Below are 19680 nucleotides of genomic sequence, written 5' to 3' on the forward strand. Positions count from 1 at the left end.
TTCGTGCATGGGCTATCTGCTGCGGCGCCTGATCTACCTACCCCTCAGTCTACTACTGCTGAGTCTATTGTGCTTTGTACTGAGTCGGGCCACCCCCAGCGATCCGGTCGAGCAGCGTATGAGCGCCGAGGGGGAGCGGGGGGTCCTTAGCCAGGATCCTAGCGCTTACCTGGCCCGCTACCGCCGGTTGGCCGCGGAGATGCATTACGACCTCCCCCCATTCTACCTCACCCTCACCAATGCCAGCCTGCCCGATACCCTGTACCGCATTGCCCCGCGCAGCCACCGGCAACTGGTACGCCAACTAGCTACCCGCTACGGTAACTGGCCCGAAGTGCAGCACTATTACCGGGCAGTGGTACAGCTAGCCTACTACCAGCCGCTGGCTACGGAGCCCGGTATCGCGCTGGCCCGCCGGCTGTTGCTGGATAGTAGCCCGGAGCAGGAGCGAATTTTGGAGGTTCCGGCTTATCCGGAGCTGACAGCAATCAGGGAAGCTTACGCCGGCATGGTGCGCAGTCCCCAGCCGGGTCGAGTGCTGCTCCCCCGGCTCGTCTGGAACGGCACGGACAATCAGTACCACCGGTATCTAGTGGGTATGCTGCGGGGTGACTTCGGTGTCTCGTATACCGACCGGCGTTCCGTAGCCGGCAAGATCGCCCGCGCCCTGCCCCGTACCGCCCTGCTCAATGGGATTGCGCTGTTCCTGGTGTACCTGCTGGCCGTACCCCTGGGGATGTACATGGCGCGCTACGCCGGTAGTATCTTCGACCGTTGGGCCACGCTACTGACCTTTCTCGGCTTTGGTATTCCGAGCTTCTGGGTAGCCACCCTGCTGGCGAATTTCCTCACCACGCCGGCCTTCGGGATGGACTACTTCCCGAGTATGGGATTTGGGGACGTGCCGCCCGGCGTGGGTTGGTGGGAGGGAGTCCAGATCCGGGCAAGTCACCTCATCCTGCCCGTAGCCTGCCTGACGTATCCGGCCCTCGCCTACGTAGCCCGGCACCTGCGCGCCGCCGCCCTCCTGCAACTGCGGCAGCCTTACGTGAACACGGCCCGGATGAAGGGGCTGAGTGAGTCACAGGTGCTATGGCGCCACGTCTTCCGTAATGCTGCCTTCCCGCTGGTGACCCTGCTCGGAGGGTTGCTACCCGGTCTATTAGCAGGCAGCGTATTGATCGAGCAGATTTTCAACCTGCCGGGCATGGGGCGACTACTCTTTACCTCCGCCCTGGCACAGGACTGGCCGGTGGTGACCGCGCTGGTACTACTCAATGGACTGGTCACCGTGATCGGGCTGTGGCTGGCCGATGTGGGGTATGTGCTGCTAGACCCTAGGCTACGCCTCGGCAAACGCGGGCTGCGGTGAGGTGGGCCTATGCATACCTGGCCCTGCTGCTGGTGGTAGCGGTGCTGGCTCCCTGGCTGGCTACTAATTCTGAGTCGGCTCCGATCCCCTTTCGCGCGGAGACTACTGCTCTAACGGGGCCGCGGTATGCACCTCCCGGTACGTTGGCCCCGGACGGGCGGCGGCATTATTTGGGCACCGACCGGCTGGGACGCGATACGGCCGCGGGACTGGTGGCGGGCACGCGGGTGGCGGTGCTGGTGGGTGCTGGCAGCTTAGTCTTAGCGCTGCTCATCGGCGTGCCGCTGGGGGCGGTAGCGGGCTTTTTTGGCGATGGAGGGATGCACCTGCCGCGGGCGGGGTTGATCGCTCTTATGCTGGGAGCGTTAGTGGGGAGTGCCTACTTCTGGGGGAGTCTGGTAGGACTGGCGGAGGGGCCGGTGCACTGGCTAACCTTCTGGGTTTGTTCTGTAGGCGTAGTAGCTGCGGTTAGCTGGCTGCTACTGAGAGCGGTCGGACGGTGGGTGACCAGTCTGCGCAAGCCCGTGGGAGTACCGGTCGATCGCCTGGTCGTGCTGCTGATCGAACTGGTAAGTAGTATACCCGGGCTGGTAATCCTGATCGCGGTGCTCTCCCTGGTCCGGGTGCCTTCGTTGTGGTTGGTAGTACTTATCATTGGCCTGATCGGTTGGACGTCCATCGCACGCTTTCTCCGGGCGGAGCTACTACGTATTCGGGAGCTACCCTACATAGCCGCGGCCCGCATCACCGGGGTGGGGGAGTGGCGGCTGCTCTGGCGGCATGCTCTTCCGAACGCCGTAGGGCCCCTGGTAGTGGTAGCGGCCTTTTTCGTGGGCAGCAGCATCCTGGCCGAGGCCATGCTGAGCTTTTTGGGGGTGGGGGTGCCGGCCGATCAGGTGACCTGGGGCAGCATGCTACAGCAATCGCGGGCGCGGCCCGAGGCCTGGTGGCTGGCGGTGTTCCCCGGCCTGCTGCTGACGCTGACGGTGCTGGCCTGTAACCGGTTGCGGCGGGAGGGATAAAGGCAGGACCTTTGAGCGTCCGGTTGAGCGACCCGGAGTAACTTACTCCTTTATGGAAAACGAGCAGATCGCCATACGCACCAGCGTATTCAGCATGGTGGGCAGCTTTGTGCTCGCGCTCATCAAGGGGCTAGCCGGCTGGTTGGGTAACTCCTACGCCCTGATTGCGGACGCCATCGAGTCGACCACGGATATCTTTTCCTCGTTCCTTGTGTTGCTGGGCCTGCGCTACGCCCGCCGCCCGGCCGATGAGAACCACCCCTACGGGCACGGCCGGATTGAGCCGCTCATCACCTTTTTAGTAGTTGCCTTCTTGGTCGTGTCAGCCACGGTGATCGCCTACGAGAGCATCGAGCACATCCGCACCCCGCACCGCATGCCGGCCCCCTGGACGCTGGTAGTACTGGCGGTAATCATTCTGTGGAAAGAAGTCTCCTACCGCATCGTGCTACGGAAGAGTGAGGAGACCAACAGCTCGTCCCTACGCGCCGATGCCTGGCACCACCGCAGCGACGCGATCACCTCCGTAACCGCCTTCATCGGTATCACCATCGCGCTGATCGGTGGGCCGGGCTACGAAACAGCCGATGACTGGGCGGCGCTCTTTGCGGCCGGGTTTATCCTGTACAATGCCTACTACATCTTTCGTCCCGCCCTGGGAGAAATCATGGACGAGCACGTATACGACGAGCTCATCGCCGAGGTGCGACAGCGCGCCGGCGAGGTCCCCGGCATTCTGGGTACGGAAAAGTGTTATGTGCGCAAATCCGGCACCCGCTACCACGTGGACCTGCACGCCATGGTCGACGGTCAACTCACCGTGACGGAGGGCCACGATCTGGCGCATCTCTTGAAGGATAGTCTTATGGAGCGTGTACCCAATCTGGGACAGGTGCTCATCCACATCGAACCTTTAGAAGGGGTCAAGGAAACAAGGAGTTAGAAGCCTGAGACGCTACCTTTACCCCCTGACTCCCTCACCCCTTAACTCCTTGAACCCCTTACCCCTTGTCTAAATACGCGCAACGCGGCGTCAGCGCCACCAAGTCGGAAGTACACGCCGCCATCGAAGGGCTCGATAAAGGACTCTACCCCAAGGCCTTCTGTAAGGTGCTACCCGATGTAGTAGGGGGCGATGCCGACTGGTGCAACGTGATGCACGCCGACACGGCCGGCACGAAGACGAGCCTGGCCTATATGTACTGGCGCGAGACCGGTGACCTGAGCGTCTGGGAGGGTATCGTTCAGGATAGCCTCGTGATGAACCTCGATGACATGGGTTGCGTGGGGGCGGTGAATAATATCCTGATCTCCTCTACCATCGGCCGCAACAAGAACCGGATACCGGGGGAGGTACTCAAGACGATTATCCAGGGAGCGGAGAAGTTCCGTCAGCGCATGGCCGAGCAGGGGGTGGATCTGCACCTTACCGGGGGAGAGACGGCAGATGTAGGCGATATCGTGCGCACCATCGACGTCGGCTACACCACCTTCGCCCGGCTCCGCCGCGATCGGCTCCTGGTGAATAACATCCAGCCCGGCTACGTCATCGTGGGGCTAGCCAGCTACGGGCAGTCTACCTATGAGGACAGTTACAACGGCGGCATGGGCAGTAATGGCCTAACTAGTGCCCGTCATGATGTCTTCAAGCATGAGTATGCGGAGAAGTACCCCGAGAGTTTCGACCCTGAGGTGCCCCGGGAAGTGGTCTATACCGGCAGCCGTTCACTCACCGAGCCCATCACAGTGGAGGGAGTGAAGACTACGGTGGGGAAGCTGGTCCTAAGCCCCACGCGTACCTACCTGCCGGTCCTCAAGCGGCTACTGGACGAGCTGCATGGCAGCATCAACGGCATCATCCACTGCACGGGTGGCGGGCAGACCAAGGTCATCAAGTTCATCGACAACGTGCGGGTGGTGAAGGATAGCCTCTTTCCCGTGCCCCCCCTCTTCGAGCTCATCCGGCAGGAGAGTGGTACGGATTGGCGGGAGCTCTACCAGGTGTTTAATATGGGCCACCGGCTGGAGGTATATTTGCCGGAGGAGCGGGCGCAGGAGGTGATTGATGTTGCCGGGGGCTTTGGGATTGCGGCGCGGGTGGTGGGGTATGTGGAGGGGAGTGATGGGCCGGCGGTGCGGTTGGTGACGCCTGGGGGGGTGGAGGAGTACGTGGAGTGATACAGGAGGAGCGTTAAAGTATCCATACTACATTCACTCGCATGCCTGGGGTATTGCTTGCTGTTGAAATTCCCCCGATCTTTTCCTAAAGATCCCGACCATGCAACACCGCTACCCCCTGCTCACTCTCCTCGTACTACTCCTCACCGTGCCCGCCTTGGCGCAGCAGTCCGTACCGCCCGACTCCCCACCGTCCGCTAGCTTCGTAGCCACATTCGGGGGGGGGCTAGTCTGGCCGACCTATTCGTCCCTGGAGCAAAATGCTACCGGCCGCACTGGGAGTACGGGAGCCCTGCAACTACAGCGTCGCGTGCCCCTCAACCAGCAGTTGACATTTCGTGGTGGACTCGGAGTGGCGTTCTACAAGCTGGCACAAAAAGCAAATGGGGGACATGTTTTTTGTGCCGATGGGCTTAGCAACTGTCGTATTCTACCCGAACGTCTGATTGCCGAAGCCAACCTGTTCTACGTTACCGTTCCCCTAGGTTTAGAAGTACGGCTTGGCACCAGTGGCACCTACCTATTAGTCAATCATACACTACTAGTCAATGTAGGAGCGAACGCACAGGCCCGGGACCTACCCAACGATGTCAACGGACTGGACCGCCCCCGTTACGCTGGTAGGATCGAAGCGCGTGGTCTAGTGCAGCAACTAGGCTTTGGGCTAGGGTATTCCGGCGGTCCCGGCTCGAATACTCACCTAGAAATTGGCCCTACGTTTACACTCGGCAAAGTACTTAAAGACACTCCTGCGGTGGAAAATCAGTTCAACCGCAACTACGTCCGCCCCGCCGGCATCATCGGCATGGAAGCCCGCATAGGCCTTCATTTCTAGCCATTCAATTGCTTAGCAAACAGCCGCGAAATATCCTTAAAGGCCTTGAACTCCAGCGCATTGCCCGCCGGGTCGTAGAAGAACATCGTATACTGCTCACCGGGCAGGCCCACGAAGCGCACGTAGGGCTCGATCTCAAACTTCACGCCGTGGTCGCGCAGCCGCTGGGCAAAATCCTCGAACTGCTGCCACTCCAGCACCACGCCGAAATGGGGCACGGGCACGTGCTTGCCGTCGACCTCGTTGCGGTGATCGGGCGCCTCTTTTTTCGGGGCCAGGTGGGCGACCAGCTGGTGGCCGAAGAGGTCGAAGTCGATCCACTCCGTATCCGTGCGTCCCTCGGGGCAGCCCAGTACGGTACCATAAAAGTGGCGGGCGGCGGCTAGGTCATCGACGGGGGCGGCTAGGTGAAAGGGTTGCATGGGAATTTACGATGTACGATTTACAATGTACGATGTACGATTTGTGGCTTCACTCGTCTGGGTGTCATTTGGGGGCTGCGTCATCTGGGGTATGCGTAAATAGGGGTAGGGGCCCCTATTTTAAGCTAGATATAAGCCAGGCGCAAGGTAAATCGTGGAAGGCAATATGCAGTAACTTATCGTAGAATGTGAAACGTTATCGAAAGCTAAAACATGGTTTGGGCTCTTGCAACAGACGGTTGTATAGCCGAACTTACTTTGGTTAAGTCCACTCTAGTATGAAGCCTATCTTACTATTTTTCCTCTACTCGCTTCTGTACGCCTTACCCGCTACCGCACAGACACCGGACTCTACTAACCGCTGGTTCTTCGAGAACGCTAGTTATGCTGTCCAGTCTCGCTTCCTCACCGAGGAGGAGTACACGGAGGGCCGTATCGGTTTTGGTAATACTACCCGGATACTCTACCGTGTGCCAGTGGGAAACCGGATCAGCCTGGCATCCGGATTAGGGGTAGCTGTGCAGCAACTTCGGCAGCGCAGCACGTTTGATCGGTACTTGTGCGAGATAGCACCCCTGCCGTGTCGGGTATTAGTAGCTGACCACGTCATCGCCAATTACACTTCCTTCAGCTTGGAAATACCGTTCCAAGCCCGGGTTCACCTTAGTCCCCATAGACGAGGGCTTTACCTGCTGGGGGCGGCAGCGCTACAGATTCCCCTAGTTCGCGATCAGGACTTATACTCGGTAAGTAATAACGGCAACGAAAATCTCCTGCCCGACGAGCAAGTACAGTATCGTACTACGGCGTATTGGTCTTCTGGAATAGGTTACCAGCTCCCTGCCTCAGACCGTTTTGCCTGGTACCTGGAATTGGCGGCGAGCTGGTCGATGAGCACCGTACTACAAGATGCCGGACTCACGGGAGAACTAGGGCGCCGAAATTATTTTCGCTCTGCCGACGTACGTCAGCTAGGTCTTACCGGGGGGCTCAATTTTTGAGAGCCGAAACTGCCGCGCTAGTTCCCACACCGCAATCCCCCCACTCACCGCCACATTCAAACTGTGTTTGGTGCCGTACTGGCTAATCTCGATGGTGCCGTGACTGAGGTCGATCACCTCCTGGGCCACACCCTTCACCTCGTTGCCGACGACGAGGGCGAGCGGGGTGGGGGGGGTGACGCGAAAGCTCGTGAGCGGGGTGCTAGCGGCGGTTTGCTCTAGGCACTGCACCTGCGTCCCCGCCCCGGTTAATTCCTGAATCAGAGCTGGGCAGGAAGGGTGGTGGCTCCAACTCACGGTGGTGGTGGCGCCGAGGGCCGTTTTGAGGATGTCGCGATGGGGGGGGGTGGCGGTGATGCCACAGAGGTAGACGTGCTGTAGGGCAAAGCAATCGGCAGTACGAAACAGGCTACCGACATTGTTGGCCGAGCGGATGTCGTCGAGGATGAGGGAAAGGGGAAGCTTCTCGGTGGTGGCGAACTCGGTGGGGGAGAGGCGCTGGAGCTCGGCGAGGGTTTTCTTCTGATTGGCCATGGGGCGAAGGTCCGCAAGCCAAAGTTATCCCCGGGCGGAGAGCTCGGAGTAGAGATCTTCGATGTAAAGTTTAACCTGGAGAAGCGCGTTGAAGATGGTACCGATACCATCGGGTTGGGTGCAGTCGAAGGCGCGGCTGATAGTATACTCGTTGCCGTTGAGGACGACGAAGAACCAGAAGCGGCCGATAACGTAGCTGCCGTAGACGGGTTGGGTAAGTGCGGCGTCTTCGTTTTCGACGCAGGCGGCCAGCATGGCGATGAGCAGCTGCCCCTTCGGATCGAGCACGGCGGTCGTCTCCGGTTTGTACTCGTGTAGGAGATAGATCGGTGCGCGTGGCTTCTCGCGCCCTGCGGCGACCATGAAATCAACGTTGCCCCGGGCAGAGCCGTTGGCGTTACTGACGGTAAGGGTTTGCTCCAGGAAGCCATGGTAACCCTCCGTATTAAAGTCTACGATACTCACCAGGGGGCCGATGAAGAAGAACTTGATGGCTGCTTCGTTCAAGGCATCGATGTCCTTCTCGGCAGATAAGCGTAGGCGTTCTACCTCCTCCCATCGCCCCTCGGGTACTTCGGGCGTGGCGGCCAGCCACCGATCTAGTACGTGCGACTGCCGGGTACGAACGATGCCGAAGCTTTCCTCGACATCCTGTGCTAACCAAACCACCTAGTGCCCCAGATAATTCTTCAGCAGCTTGCTGCGGTTCGCACCGCGTAGTTTGTTGATGGCTTTGTCCTTGATCTGGCGGACGCGCTCGCGGGTAAGGCCGAACTTCTCGCCGATGTCCTCGAGGCTCATGGGATGCTCCACGCCGATGCCGTAGTAGAGCTTAATGACGTCGCACTGCCGCTCGGTGAGGGTGCCGAGGCTGCGGTCGATCTCGCGGCGCAGGGATTCTTTGTACTCCAGGGCGGAGTCGGTGCCGGGGGTGGCGGTGTTGGCCAGTACGTCGAGCAGGCTATTGTCCTCGCCCTCGACGAAGGGGGCGTCCATACTGACGTGGCGGGCGGCTACGCCGAGGGTCGTCTCTACCTCGTCGGCGTTGATCTCGAGCTGTTCGGCGAGTTCTTCGCTGCTGGGCTCGCGCTCGAAGGTCTGTTCGAGTTGGCTGAAGGCCTTGTTAATCTTGTTGAGACTACCTACTTTATTGAGGGGTAGACGGACGATACGGCTCTGCTCGGCCAGGGCCTGGAGGATCGACTGACGGATCCACCACACGGCGTAGGAGATAAATTTAAAACCGCGGGTTTCGTCGAAGCGCTGGGCGGCCTTAATGAGGCCGAGGTTACCTTCGTTGATGAGGTCGGAGAGGCTGAGGCCCTGGTTCTGGTACTGCTTGGCTACCGATACGACGAAGCGTAGGTTGGCCTTGGTAAGCTTTTCGAGGGCGATCTGGTCTCCCTGTTTGATGCGCTTGGCGAGGTCGACTTCTTCTTCGGGGGTCAGCAGGTCTACTTTACCGATCTCTTGGAGGTATTTTTCGAGCGACTGACTCTCGCGATTCGTGATCGACTTCGTGATCTTAAGCTGTCTCATGCAGGGGGGGGACTTTCAAAATTGGCCGCAAAATTAGGCGGAAAAAACGTGCAAATCAAGACCCTTCGGTAGATACGGCCTTAACGTGTACGTAACACTGTGAAGAAACAATAGGTTGGGGGGGCAGAAACTTTTGGTAGTCTCACCTAATTTACCGTATTTGTCCGCTACACCTTTGCCAAGCCCCCCATATGGAACGAGTTAAGTTTACCTCTGAGTTTATCTTTCGTGCCTCCCCCAATATCGTATATCAGTTCCTGACCGACCCGGCCTGCCTCACCCGCTGGTTCTGCGATGAGGTAGACATTAACGACAGCACCTACACCTTCGTATGGAGCGGCTCGCCGGAGGTGGCCGAGCTCATCGAGGACAGTGAGGGCAGCATGGTGCGCTTTACCTGGGACGAGGCCGATGACGATGATGAGTACCTGGAATTTAACATCACCAAGAGCCCGGTCACGGGCGAAACCATCATGTACGTCACCGACTTTGCCGACGACGACGAGGTAGAGGACCAAAAAGCGCTCTGGGATACACAGCTGACCCGCATGCGCGCCGAAATGGGGGGATAGCATGATCAAAGTCTACCTGGGCCTGACCTTCTCCGGCCCCGTACTGCCCGCCCCGCCCGCCGATGCCGTGGGGGAGCGCTACCTGGATTACCTGGGGCTGCTCAAGTACCTGGAAGGCTTTTACGCGCTGGGCCACAGCGGCACCAATCGCGACGCCCTCCGTGTGGAGCAGTACCGGCAGGCGGTGGAAGGACATCTGGAAGGCGCCCCCGGCGTTCCCTTCTACGCCGCCGCCTTTGCCGCCGACAAGTTAGCGACGGCCGAAGAACTGCTCAGCCGCCGCGACGAACTGCTGGAGGCTGGCTATCCGCTAGCTAAAAGCGCTGAGGAAAATACTCCGCCGCGTATTACCGTGCTCCACGAGCTGGAAGACCTGGTGCTCGACCCGACCAACGATTACAGCCTGCTCCCCGGCCCCCCCGACCGACTCAACCGCCTACTGGCCGCGCTCACCGAACGCCGCCACCCCGAATTGACCGTGCTGGTCCACGAGCCGCGCCACCTGCTACCTAGCGGCCTGCGGCGCCTGCTGGATCGGCTGGAATCCGGCGGCGATACCGTAGACCAATTGCCCGAGCCCGCCGCGGCTACCGGCCCCTCCGACCTCAACCGCTGGCAACGCAAATTGCGTCTGCTGCTGACCGGGCAGACCGACCCCACGCCGGGGGAGCTTAGCGGCGACGGTAGCCTGGTCATCCTGCGTGCCGAGCGTGAAACTCACCTGGCCGCCTACCTGGCCCGTATGGTACGCGACAATGCTGACTGGCGGCCCGGCGTACTGATGACGGAGCGCAATCAGACCCTCGACACCGCCCTGCTAATGGAGGGCCTGCCGAGCATGGGTATTCCTTCGACAAGTTTGGCCCGTCCCAGTTTGCAGGTACTCAAGTTGGTGCCGGCCTTTCTGTGGGAACCGGTGGAGGTGGAGCGCATCATGGAATTCGTCAGCTTAGTCACCAAGCCGCTCGACCGCCGCCTGGCGCAAAAGATCGCCGTGCACCTGGCCGATACGCCGGGACTTTTTGGTGCCCGCTGGGTGTACACCGTGGAGCAGACTTTCCGCGAGATGACCGAGCGCAACTACCCGGCCAAGCGTATCCGCCGCGCCCGCGAGCAGTACGACTTCTGGTTCCGCCGCCGGCGCTACCCTAGGGATGGACGGGCTCCGAAGGCTGAGGTCCGCAGCCTGTTCGTATTCCTGCGCAACTGGGCGCTGGAGGCCTACGACGAGGACAACGAGCAGACCGGCCTGCTGGTCCTGAGCGCCCAGGCCGAGCGGGCCACCGAGCTGCTCGACGCCCAGCCCGAAACCGAGCTGACGTACCTGGAGGTCGAGCGGCTCGTACGCACGATCTACCAGCCCGCCCCCACGCAGTTTTCGCCGGCCGAGCAGGGGGGGCTGTTGACCAGCTTTGCACCTGCGTCCACCGCCCAACTACAGGGGAGCGGACAGCCTGCCTTAAAACGCTTGATTTGGTGGGACTTCGTAGAGACGGACCCCACCTACTTCTTCAGCCGCTACTACCCGCCGGAGCTGGAATTCCTGCGCCGGCACGACTGCGAGCCCCAGTCGCCCGAACAGCGCAACGAACTGCTCACCTGGCAAAATTTGCGACCGCTGCTGCATACGCGCGAGCAGCTGATCCTGTGTCTACCGCAGCGCGTGGACGGCACCGAGATGGAGCCCCACGCCCTCATGGGGGACCTGGAGGCGGCCTCTACCGACGCGGCACTGCGCAAAATCACGGTCAACATCGACCTGGCCGGCCAGCCGACGGGTTTGCTTTCCGGCCTGGCCCTGCCCCAGTTTGCGGAGGTGCCGATCCGGGCGCTCGACCTACCCCGGGCCCACGTTACGATCGGCAAGCCGGCCGCCCTGCGACCCCGGGAGGAGGAGACGCCGACGGCCATGGACGACCTGCTGTATTACCCCCATAAGTGGGTATTCCGGCACCTGCTGGAGCTGCGGGGTACGCCGATCCTGTCCATCGCCAGCGAGAACCGACTACGGGGTAACCTCAGTCACCTCTTCATCGAGCAGTTGCTAGCAGAGATAAAAAAAGCCGGCCGTAGCTATAGCCGCACGGAGGTGGTACAGTGGATCGGTGAAAATGCCGACCGTCTTCTACGGCAACAGGGGGCCGTGCTGCTGGAATACGGACAAGAACCCGAGCGGGTACAGTTCATCCGCACAATGCGTAAATCCGCCTGGACGCTGGTGAGCTACATCCAGGACAATCGCTGGTCGATCGAAGGATCGGAGCTGGAGATTACCGGCAAAATCGGCAACCAAGCCGTGAAGGGACGGGCTGACCTAGTGCTACGCCGCACCGGTACCGACGGACGACCGGAGGCCGCCGTAGTCGATCTCAAATGGCGGGGTAAAACTACCTTCAGCACCATCATCAAGAACGGCTGGGATGTGCAGCTGGCCCTCTATGCCGACTTCCTAAGTGAGCAGGGCATCGCCCGCATCCACACCGCCTACTACCTGCTGCGCGACGCCAAAATGCTGAGCCGTAACGAACTGGCCTTCGAGGGGGCGGAGGTGGTGCCCGTAGCCGATGACTACACCGTCGTGCAGCGCGAGATGCTCGCTAAAATCTGCGCCACCCACGACTGGCGTTGGAAGCAGTTTGCCGCCGGCACCGTAGAGGTACGCTGTGCCGAAACCGCCGGTGCCCTCGACGATGCCTACCTCGCCCTCGATCACGATAGCCTTCTCGAAATGAAAACCGACACTAGTCCCTTCGACGACTACCAGAGTCTCATCGGCCTCATCCGCTAGTACAATGCTGCCTCAGGCAGCGCCAGCAAAATGCAGCCTCCGGCTGCGCTAAAGAAGTCTTATGAAACTAGTATTTACGCTGGGCCTAGTTATATGTACGGTAGCCTTACAGGCCCGCATCACCACCGTCACCCACCACGACCGCCCCCACTTCCGCATCACCACCCGCACGGCCACCTACCTCTACGACATCGCCGGTGGCGGACTGAGCAGCATCATCGACCGCAGGGGCAACGACTGGGTAGCCTACAAACCGCAGCCCTGGGACCAGTACCCTCCCTCGGCTGCCAGCTCCTACCGCGGGGTGCCCAACTTCGTCTTCCGCGAGCCCGACGGTGGGGCCGGCCACCCCGGCCATGACGAGTGTGTAAGCCGCGTCGTAGGCCGTAATAAAATTCATACTACCAGTAAGTCCGGCCGCTGGGCCTGGACGGTGACCTTCTACCCCGACTGCGTGCGCTTCGATATGGTCGAGTCCGATCCCGATCACCCCTACTGGTTTCTCTACGAGGGCCCGGCCGGTGGAAGCTACCGGCCGCAGACGACCTACTGGGCCACCGACGTGACCGATCCTAGCTACGAGATCCATGACCACTACAAGGGGGACGATCACGAGGACTACCACCGCTACCTGCTATTCGGCGAGAACAGCAGCCCGTACAGCCTCTTCATGCTCCAGGAGACCCCCGATACCCTAATCGACCACGTGTCCTACCTAGGTAACCAGGAGATCGGTGCCGCTGAGAGTCCCGATGGCATGGTGGTAGCCGGTCTCGGCCGCGGGCCCGGCAGCTACCCCCTTATGACCGGTCCGAATACCTTCCTGATCGGCCTGCTGCCCTACAACCTCAGCAACCCGGCCCAGCTCCTCAAGGCCCGCAGCCGCATCACCAAGGTTGCTAGCCGACGGACTCGATGAAGGTGCCCGTCGTCAGAAAGCGCATGATGTACACCAGCGCGATACTCACCGCCAGTCCGAAGGCCACCTTACCCAGATCACTGAAGATATTGCGGAAGGCCCCCATTAGATTCTTGCGTCCCGGTACGGTCTCGGCGTAGGCAATAGCCGCCCGCAGCACCATCGCCACGGCCATCACTACGATGATCAGGTCATTCACCTGGTCGCGCAGGTACACGACGTAGCCGATTAGTAGGAGGATGACGACATTCATAATCATCCCGACGTAATACGCTCCGGTTGCGCGGTCGCGGTCACTGGGCTCGGCATCCAGCTCCAGGCGGTAGCGGATCGCGATCTCCCGCCCCGCCAGCAGCCCCAGGAATACCCAGGTAGTCGACATCGGCACGTTGCTGAACTCCTTGAAGAACAGCAGGATGATTCCGTAGGTAAAGTCGATGATGGTGGCCGAGCGGATGTCCGTCGTGTTGGTCTTTGCCTTAACGATCTTCTGAATGTTACCGCCCCGGCTGTAGAAGATATAAGCCAGCATACCCAACAGGACGATTAGCGAGATGATGATCTCGTGCAGGTCGAGCGCGCGGGGTAGGTACACGTAGATATTGGCAAAATCCTGGATCAGCCACTGCCCCCAGAGGAAGCCCGTCGAGGCCCACTGCAGGGCCGTCCACAGCTTCGCCTCCCGCTCCGTGATGGGGTTATTGATGAAGCGCTTGTCTAGCCACCGGGTGATCAGCTGCCAGATGATGATCGCCGCGCAGAAGGCCAGGGCGTACCCCAGGATCGACTTCATCGTCATATCCAGCAGCCCCTTTGGTTTAAAGAAGGTCAGGATCAGAAAGGAGGTCGACACCGGTATCCCCGTGCGCGTCAGCAGCATCAGCACCAGCGGCGGCAGCAGGTAGGGCCAGCCCATATCGTCGACGAAGGCGTAGGTTTCCAGGCGCCCGTAGCTCACATCCCCCCCGTACTCCGACCAGCCGTACAGCAGGGTGAGGGTCAGGATCGAGCCGGCAAAGGCCCACAACACGTACCACTTGCGGTCTTCGTTCGAGGAAAGAAATGTACCCAGTGTCTGGATCGAGTCATTGCCCACTACGGCGTAACCGGCCAGGATGAAGCCGGTCCACATGATGATAAGCGAGGCGTCCATGGGGGTGGGTTGTTGAGTTGGTGAGTTATTGGGTTGTTGCGTTACAGGCGTTACAGGCGTTACAGGCGTTACAGGCGTTACAGGCGTTACAGGCGTTACAGGCGTTACAGGCGTTACAGGCGTTACAGGCGTTACAGGCGTTACAGATGGGCGGGGCCGCAGGTGCAGTACAAGAGGTGGCGCCAAGACGAGCGAAGCGAGCATCTACGCTAATCCAACAACTCAGTAACGCACCAACCCAATAACCCACCCCGAGCGAAGCGAGCACTTAAATCGCCAAAATACTAGCCATCTTGATCAGCTCCTCCCGTGGCTTCTTCTCCTTGGTGATGGAGTCTTCGAAGGGGTGGGCGGTGACCTCGTCGTTGACGATGCCGACGGCGATGTTTTCTTTCCCCTCCAGCAGCAACTCTACGGCGGCGTGGCCAAGTCGACTGGCTAGGAGGCGGTCGGCCGCGGTGGGCGAGCCGCCGCGCTGGAGGTGACCGATGACGGTGACCTTGGGTTCCATGCTGGCCAGTTCGTGCTGGATCTTGTCGGCGATACCGGTAGCGCCGCCCATGGGGTGCCCTTCGGCGACGATTACTACACTAAAGAGCTTACCGCGGGCCTTATTCTTGCGGAGCACGGACTTGAGGTCCTCCAGGTCGGTCTCAGCCTCGGGGATCAGGACGCTACTGGCGCCGGAGCCGATGGCCGTGTACAGGGCGATGTAGCCGGAGTTACGCCCCATTACCTCCACGAAGAACAGGCGGTTGTGGCTATCGGCAGTATCCCGGATCTTGTCGACCGCGTCGATGGCGGTATTGACCGCGGTATCGAAGCCGATGGTGTAGTCGGTGCCATAGAGGTCATTGTCGATGGTGCCCGGAATACCGATGAAGGGGATGCTATACTCTTCGCTGAAGACCTTGGCCCCGGTGAAGGTGCCGTTGCCGCCAATCGCGATGCAGGCGTCGATATCGTAGGCGCGCAGGTGGTCGTAGGCGGCCTGGCGTCCCTCTTTAGTCATGAAGCGTTTCGAGCGGGCGGTGCGTAGCATGGTGCCACCACGCTGAATGATATTGGCTACGTCGCGGCGTTCCAGGCGCTGGAAGTGACCGTCGATCATGCCCTCAAAGCCGCGCTCGATGCCGTAGACGTGGAGTTTATTCCAGGCGGCGGTACGGACCACGGCGCGTAGGGCGGCGTTCATGCCCGGGGCGTCACCACCGGAGGTAAACACGGCGATCCGGCGAATGTCTTTTCTCTCCATGGTGGTTTCTGGGGGGTGCTACTTGCCGCTGTGGTAGTCGGCCAGCGCCTCGATGGGCTTATGGACGAAGCGGCCGGCCGTCAAATCACGTTCGTGTAAGGCGGCCAGTAGAATGTCTTTGAAATGGAAGGCAATGCTACCGATGAAGTGTATGGGCAGCTCCAGGTGGCCGCGGTATTTGCGCACGTGCCGGTCCAGGAACTCCGCAAAGCTCGTAAAAACAATTTTTTGGATCAAGGGGTGCTGCTGGTGCTCACCCATAAAGCGGGTAAATCCGGCCAGGTAGGTGTTAGGCATCTCCGATTCGTAGACGTTGTTGATCACCGTCATTTTATCGGCCGTCGTGTAAGTTTCGAAGGCGTCGTTGAGCTCCGCGTCGAGCTCGCGGTAAAAGTAGGCCCGCAAAAAGGCCTTACCGAGGTGAGAGCCGCTGCCCTCATCACCTAGCATAAAGCCGAGGTTGGTGACGTTGTCGGTCACCTCCTTACCGTCGTAGAGGCAGGTGTTGCTACCGGTGCCCAGGATACAGGAGATACCCGGATCGTCCCCGCAGGTAGCCCGGGCGGCCCCCAGTAGATCGTGCATCACCTCGATCTTGGCCTGCGGCCAGGCATCGAGGATGCAGTCGTGAATGACCTTCTTGCGGCGGAAATCCCAGCAGCCCGCCCCGTAATAGTGCACTTCCGTGACCTTACGGTCGGGGATAAGGTCCTGAGAAAGCTTCTGCACCTCGTTGTACAGCAGGTCGTGGGGGTGCACGACGGGATTGAAACCGCGCGTATTGACGTATACGTTTTTCCCATCCTCGGGCATCAACACCCAGTCTGCCTTCGTGGACCCCGAATCCGCAATAAGTACCATGATCTTCTTGATTAGCCGCGAGCGAAGGTAGTGCACGGACGCCGACCCACGGGCAGGAAGAAGTGCTTGGAAATATTTGAAACAAAAAGTTTGAAATATGGGCGCTACCGCCCTACCTTTGGCCCAGGCTTCGGCCACCCTACAGCAGGTTCCACACTTTCTGATACCGCCTATCCAAACCCCTCTTTCGGATGCCTGCCAACACTTCCTCCCCTCACCCCTCCGCCCTGGGCCGCCACGTAGCGCGCCTGTTTGACTACGCCGTTCACTACGGGGTAGAGCTTGCCCTGATCGCCCTCATCCTTTACCTCTGTATCAGTCGCGGACTGGCCGTCCAGATCGACGTGCACGATCCCCTTCCCCTCAGTCCGGTACCGGAGGAAGCGGCCGCGGTAAGTATGGGGGGCTGGTTCTCCCAGCTCCGGCAGCGGGCTACGGCTAGTTTTGTATCCTTAGAGCAGCGCAACAACGTGCAGCCGTTGGACGATTTCAATAGCGTAGCCGTAACCAACGATCCGGCCCCCCACATTAGCAACCTCACCCTAGTCCTGAGCCCTGACTACGGCCTACGTAAGAGACTTGCCCCCCGCATCATCGCCGCTAAACGGCAGCGGGTGCGCCAGTACGTCGACCGGTACGCCCCGGCCGCCCAGCGCGAACAGCGTGCCTACGGCGTCCCCGCCAGTATCACCCTGGCCCAGGGGCTGCTGGAGAGTAACGCCGGCGACTCCAAACTGGCCGTCAACTCCAACAACCACTTCGGCATCAAATGCCGCAGCAAGTGCCTGGGCTGCACCTGCCGTAACTACGGCGACGATAGCCGCTACGATATGTTCAGAGTGTTCGATACGGTCGGCGATAGTTTCCGCGAGCACAGTCTGCTGCTTAACTCATCCCGCTACGCCAAACTGAAGGTCTACGGGACCGACTACAAAAAGTGGGCCCACGGACTCAAGTCCTGCGGCTACGCCACCGATAAGCAGTACGCCCATAAGCTCATCAAAATTATTGAGGAGCTGCAGCTCGACCGCTACGACCGCACGGTCTGACCGACCAGGAACCGCAGCTGAGCACCCGGCCGCAGTTGAAAGGCAGCCCCCAGCTCCGCTAGCTGAAGTACGCGCGGGTAGCCTCCCACCGTCTGTGCATCCGGTCCCAGCAGGATGGGCCCGGCCGGCGAGAGTTGCACCGTGCCCGGCAGCACTGGAGAGCTCAGTATGCCCGGTAGCCGTATCTCAGCTGGCGTAGCTGGCAGTAAGCGTATACCCTGACGATCGCTACGGGAATCCACCGTGTACACTTGTTCCGCTAACCACTCCCGTTCCCGAGCTTCCAGTAGGCGCCACTCGGGAGCGGGCTGCACGACTAGCAGCGTGGGCTCGGCTGAATCGGGTACTTGCGGCGGCAACTCTTCGTGCGGCCCGCTAGCTTGCGGGTTAGTTACGCAGAGCGTGAAGCCCTCGGCGATGGTGGCCGTCCCCGGCAGACCGGCTTCCGCACTATCCAGCACGCGTGGTACCGCCCACTGCCCCCGTACACCCAGGTAAGCCCTACACTGCTGCCGCGCGATCCCACCGCGTAGTTCGTTTTCTCCCTCCAGATCGAGTAACCGGTAGCGTATTACTTCCTCCCCGTTGAGCCGCCAGCCCATGTCCGCACCAGTGAGTGCAATCTGTCCGCGTCCGGAAAGGTGCCAAGTGCCACCCACCAGGGTAAGCTCCAGGCAGCAGCTACCCGGCTCCTGACCCAACAGACGGGTAGCCGCCGCTGCTGCCGCCGGATCGGCCGGGCCACCCCGCCAGATACCTCGGTCACGGTAGCCCGGCCGGCCGTGGTCCACCAGGTAAACCCCCTGGGCGCTACCGATACGGCACAGGATCAGCGCGTCGGCCACGGTAGGGGAGCTTGTTGGAGTGCGGTAAAGTCCGCAGCCGTGATGGGGTAAAACCGCAGCCGGTCACCGGCACGTAATCGGGTGGTATCCGGCCCGGTCTGCAGCAAGGGTAGGGGGCACCGCCCGATCAACTGCCAGCCCCCCGGAGAGTCCATAGGGTAGATGCCCGTTTGCCGACCGGCCAATCCTACCGATCCGGCGGGGACGCGGGTGCGGGGTGAAGCGCGCCGGGGTACTTCTAAACTCGCATCGAGCTCCCCCAAAAAGCCGAAGCCGGGCTGAAACCCCAGGAAATAGACGCGGTAGGTCACTGCGGTATGGCGACCGATCACCTCCTCCGGCGGTAGACTACAATGGGTGCTCACATCCTCCAGATCGGGACCGAATTCGCCGCCGTAACAGACTGGCAGCTCGTGTGTTACCGTCTCACTCCGCTGTTCTTCTGCCGGACTTAACCCAAAGATGAGCTCCCGCAGCGCGTAAGCAGCCTGCCGCCCGCCGCGATGAGTGACCAGTAGGGAGGCATAGGCCGGCACGCATTCCTCCACCAGTTCGTAGGGGCGTAGTGCACGGGCGTAGGCGTTTACGCTGGCACTGATGGCGGGATCGATACGCTGTTCCCACTCTAGCAGCAGGGCTGAGGTTCCGTAGGGTCGGACGAAGCGGGGTAGTCTCACCTCGCCAAAATAGCCTGGCTAGAGGGAACGGCTGGCGAGCACGAAGAGGACCGATACTCGGAGCGCCTTTAGGGTCCAGAGCCGTGGTCACGGACGCCGGTTCGTATCCACCCAGAAGCGAACGATATTACTAAGCGCCCGCCGGTAATCCGCGACGGTGCTAGGCTTAGTCACAAAAGCACTACTGCCGTAGGCGTAAGCCTGGGCAATATCCTGCTGGTTTTCCGAAGAAGAAAACATCACGATGGGAAAGGGGGTGCGCTGGTCCTCCTGTTGCAGCGTTCGGAGCACTTCGAGCCCGCTGGTACGCGGCATGTGCAGGTCCATGATTGCCAGGTCGAAATCCCGGGGAGTAGGATGCTGGTGGTAGTAATTTAGAAAGTCCTCCCCGTCGTGGAGGCGGATCACTTCAAGCTCGGGGTCGATCTTGCGCAGGGTGCGCTGGGCGAGTTGGGCTTCACTGGGGTCGTCCTCGATCAGTAGGATACGATGCGTGGACATGTCGTTGGGGTACTTTAAGGAGTAAGAGACGTAGGCAGTCGGAGTAGCTACTGATATAGCATAAAAACCCCGGCGCGGGTTCGCCGCTCCCCCCCCAGCGGCGCAGTTTTACGCTAATCCGACCCCCGCCCCGGTGGTCCTACCTAACATTGCGCAA

19 protein-coding genes are annotated in these 19680 nt (G+C 60.5%); 9 read left to right on the forward strand and 10 right to left on the reverse strand.

Annotation, left to right across the window (positions count from 1 at the left end; translation table 11 throughout):
* Positions 1-7 precede the first annotated feature (7 nt).
* From ACOOHD_RS01500 to ACOOHD_RS01520, 5 genes are all read left to right on the forward strand, one after another.
* Positions 8-1372 carry an ABC transporter permease gene (locus ACOOHD_RS01500; protein ID WP_420459795.1) on the forward strand — a complete coding sequence of 455 codons (1365 nt, stop codon included), beginning with the start codon at positions 8-10 and terminating at the stop codon, positions 1370-1372.
* Positions 1369-2394 (forward strand): ABC transporter permease, encoded by a 1026-nt coding sequence (locus tag ACOOHD_RS01505; RefSeq protein WP_420459796.1) that lies wholly within the window; start codon positions 1369-1371, stop codon positions 2392-2394. The genes ACOOHD_RS01500 and ACOOHD_RS01505 overlap by 4 nt, the downstream gene beginning before the upstream one ends.
* Before the next feature lie 52 nt (positions 2395-2446).
* The gene (locus ACOOHD_RS01510; protein ID WP_420459797.1) at positions 2447-3337 is read left to right on the forward strand and encodes a cation diffusion facilitator family transporter; all 891 of its coding nucleotides are present in this window, start codon (positions 2447-2449) and stop codon (positions 3335-3337) included.
* 65 nt (positions 3338-3402) lie between these two features.
* The gene (locus tag ACOOHD_RS01515) at positions 3403-4572 is read left to right on the forward strand and encodes an AIR synthase-related protein (RefSeq protein ID WP_420459798.1); all 1170 of its coding nucleotides are present in this window, start codon (positions 3403-3405) and stop codon (positions 4570-4572) included.
* Between the two features lie 100 nt (positions 4573-4672).
* On the forward strand, positions 4673-5407 hold the full coding sequence (locus ACOOHD_RS01520) for a hypothetical protein (protein WP_420459799.1): 735 nt from the start codon (positions 4673-4675) through the stop codon (positions 5405-5407).
* Here the strand turns inward: ACOOHD_RS01520 and ACOOHD_RS01525 are convergent.
* From ACOOHD_RS01525 to ACOOHD_RS01540, 4 genes are all read right to left on the reverse strand, one after another.
* Complete coding sequence (locus ACOOHD_RS01525; protein WP_420459800.1) at positions 5404-5829, reverse strand: VOC family protein; 426 nt, start codon at positions 5827-5829, stop codon at positions 5404-5406. The genes ACOOHD_RS01520 and ACOOHD_RS01525 overlap by 4 nt on opposite strands.
* A 971-nt stretch (positions 5830-6800) precedes the next feature.
* On the reverse strand, positions 6801-7364 hold the full coding sequence (locus tag ACOOHD_RS01530) for an RNA methyltransferase (protein WP_420459801.1): 564 nt from the start codon (positions 7362-7364) through the stop codon (positions 6801-6803).
* Between the two features lie 24 nt (positions 7365-7388).
* Positions 7389-8033 carry a hypothetical protein gene (locus ACOOHD_RS01535; RefSeq protein ID WP_420459802.1) on the reverse strand — a complete coding sequence of 215 codons (645 nt, stop codon included), beginning with the start codon at positions 8031-8033 and terminating at the stop codon, positions 7389-7391.
* Positions 8034-8903, reverse strand: coding sequence for a sigma-70 family RNA polymerase sigma factor (locus ACOOHD_RS01540; protein WP_420459803.1), 870 nt, complete (start codon positions 8901-8903; stop codon positions 8034-8036).
* A gap of 191 nt (positions 8904-9094) precedes the next feature.
* Between ACOOHD_RS01540 and ACOOHD_RS01545 the strand changes: the two genes are divergently transcribed.
* The 3 genes from ACOOHD_RS01545 (at position 9095) to ACOOHD_RS01555 (ending at position 13182) form a co-directional block, all read left to right on the forward strand.
* Entirely contained in the window at positions 9095-9475 is a 381-nt protein-coding gene (locus ACOOHD_RS01545) for an START-like domain-containing protein (RefSeq protein WP_420459804.1), read from the forward strand.
* 1 nt (position 9476) lies between these two features.
* Complete coding sequence (locus ACOOHD_RS01550; protein ID WP_420459805.1) at positions 9477-12263, forward strand: hypothetical protein; 2787 nt, start codon at positions 9477-9479, stop codon at positions 12261-12263.
* Positions 12264-12324: 61 nt separating this feature from the next.
* On the forward strand, positions 12325-13182 hold the full coding sequence (locus ACOOHD_RS01555; RefSeq protein WP_420459806.1) for a hypothetical protein: 858 nt from the start codon (positions 12325-12327) through the stop codon (positions 13180-13182).
* Here ACOOHD_RS01555 and ACOOHD_RS01560 read toward each other — a convergent pair.
* The 3 genes from ACOOHD_RS01560 to ACOOHD_RS01570 form a co-directional block, all read right to left on the reverse strand.
* A complete protein-coding gene (locus ACOOHD_RS01560; RefSeq protein ID WP_420459807.1) occupies positions 13163-14335 on the reverse strand; it encodes a hypothetical protein in 1173 nt (390 codons plus the stop codon). The genes ACOOHD_RS01555 and ACOOHD_RS01560 overlap by 20 nt on opposite strands.
* A 268-nt stretch (positions 14336-14603) precedes the next feature.
* Positions 14604-15590 (reverse strand): 6-phosphofructokinase, encoded by a 987-nt coding sequence (gene pfkA, locus ACOOHD_RS01565; RefSeq protein WP_420459808.1) that lies wholly within the window; start codon positions 15588-15590, stop codon positions 14604-14606.
* A gap of 18 nt (positions 15591-15608) precedes the next feature.
* Positions 15609-16451 (reverse strand): hypothetical protein, encoded by an 843-nt coding sequence (locus ACOOHD_RS01570; RefSeq protein ID WP_420459809.1) that lies wholly within the window; start codon positions 16449-16451, stop codon positions 15609-15611.
* A 191-nt stretch (positions 16452-16642) separates the two neighbouring features.
* On the opposite strand from ACOOHD_RS01570, the gene ACOOHD_RS01575 reads away from it, so the two are divergent.
* Entirely contained in the window at positions 16643-17500 is an 858-nt protein-coding gene (locus tag ACOOHD_RS01575; protein ID WP_420459810.1) for a glycoside hydrolase family 73 protein, read from the forward strand.
* Here ACOOHD_RS01575 and ACOOHD_RS01580 read toward each other — a convergent pair.
* The 3 genes from ACOOHD_RS01580 to ACOOHD_RS01590 all read right to left on the reverse strand — a co-directional run bounded on the left by ACOOHD_RS01580 (position 17482) and on the right by ACOOHD_RS01590 (position 19523).
* Entirely contained in the window at positions 17482-18345 is an 864-nt protein-coding gene (locus ACOOHD_RS01580) for a hypothetical protein (RefSeq protein ID WP_420459811.1), read from the reverse strand. The genes ACOOHD_RS01575 and ACOOHD_RS01580 overlap by 19 nt on opposite strands.
* Positions 18330-19022, reverse strand: a complete 693-nt coding sequence (gene pxpB, locus ACOOHD_RS01585; RefSeq protein WP_420459812.1) for a 5-oxoprolinase subunit PxpB — start codon at positions 19020-19022, stop codon at positions 18330-18332. The genes ACOOHD_RS01580 and pxpB overlap by 16 nt, the downstream gene beginning before the upstream one ends.
* Before the next feature lie 87 nt (positions 19023-19109).
* Entirely contained in the window at positions 19110-19523 is a 414-nt protein-coding gene (locus ACOOHD_RS01590) for a response regulator (protein WP_420459813.1), read from the reverse strand.
* Positions 19524-19680: the final 157 nt, after the last annotated feature.

Origin of the sequence: Neolewinella sp. (genome assembly GCF_965214665.1) — a bacterium.
In the GTDB taxonomy this organism is placed as follows: Bacteria; Bacteroidota; Bacteroidia; order Chitinophagales; family Saprospiraceae; genus Neolewinella.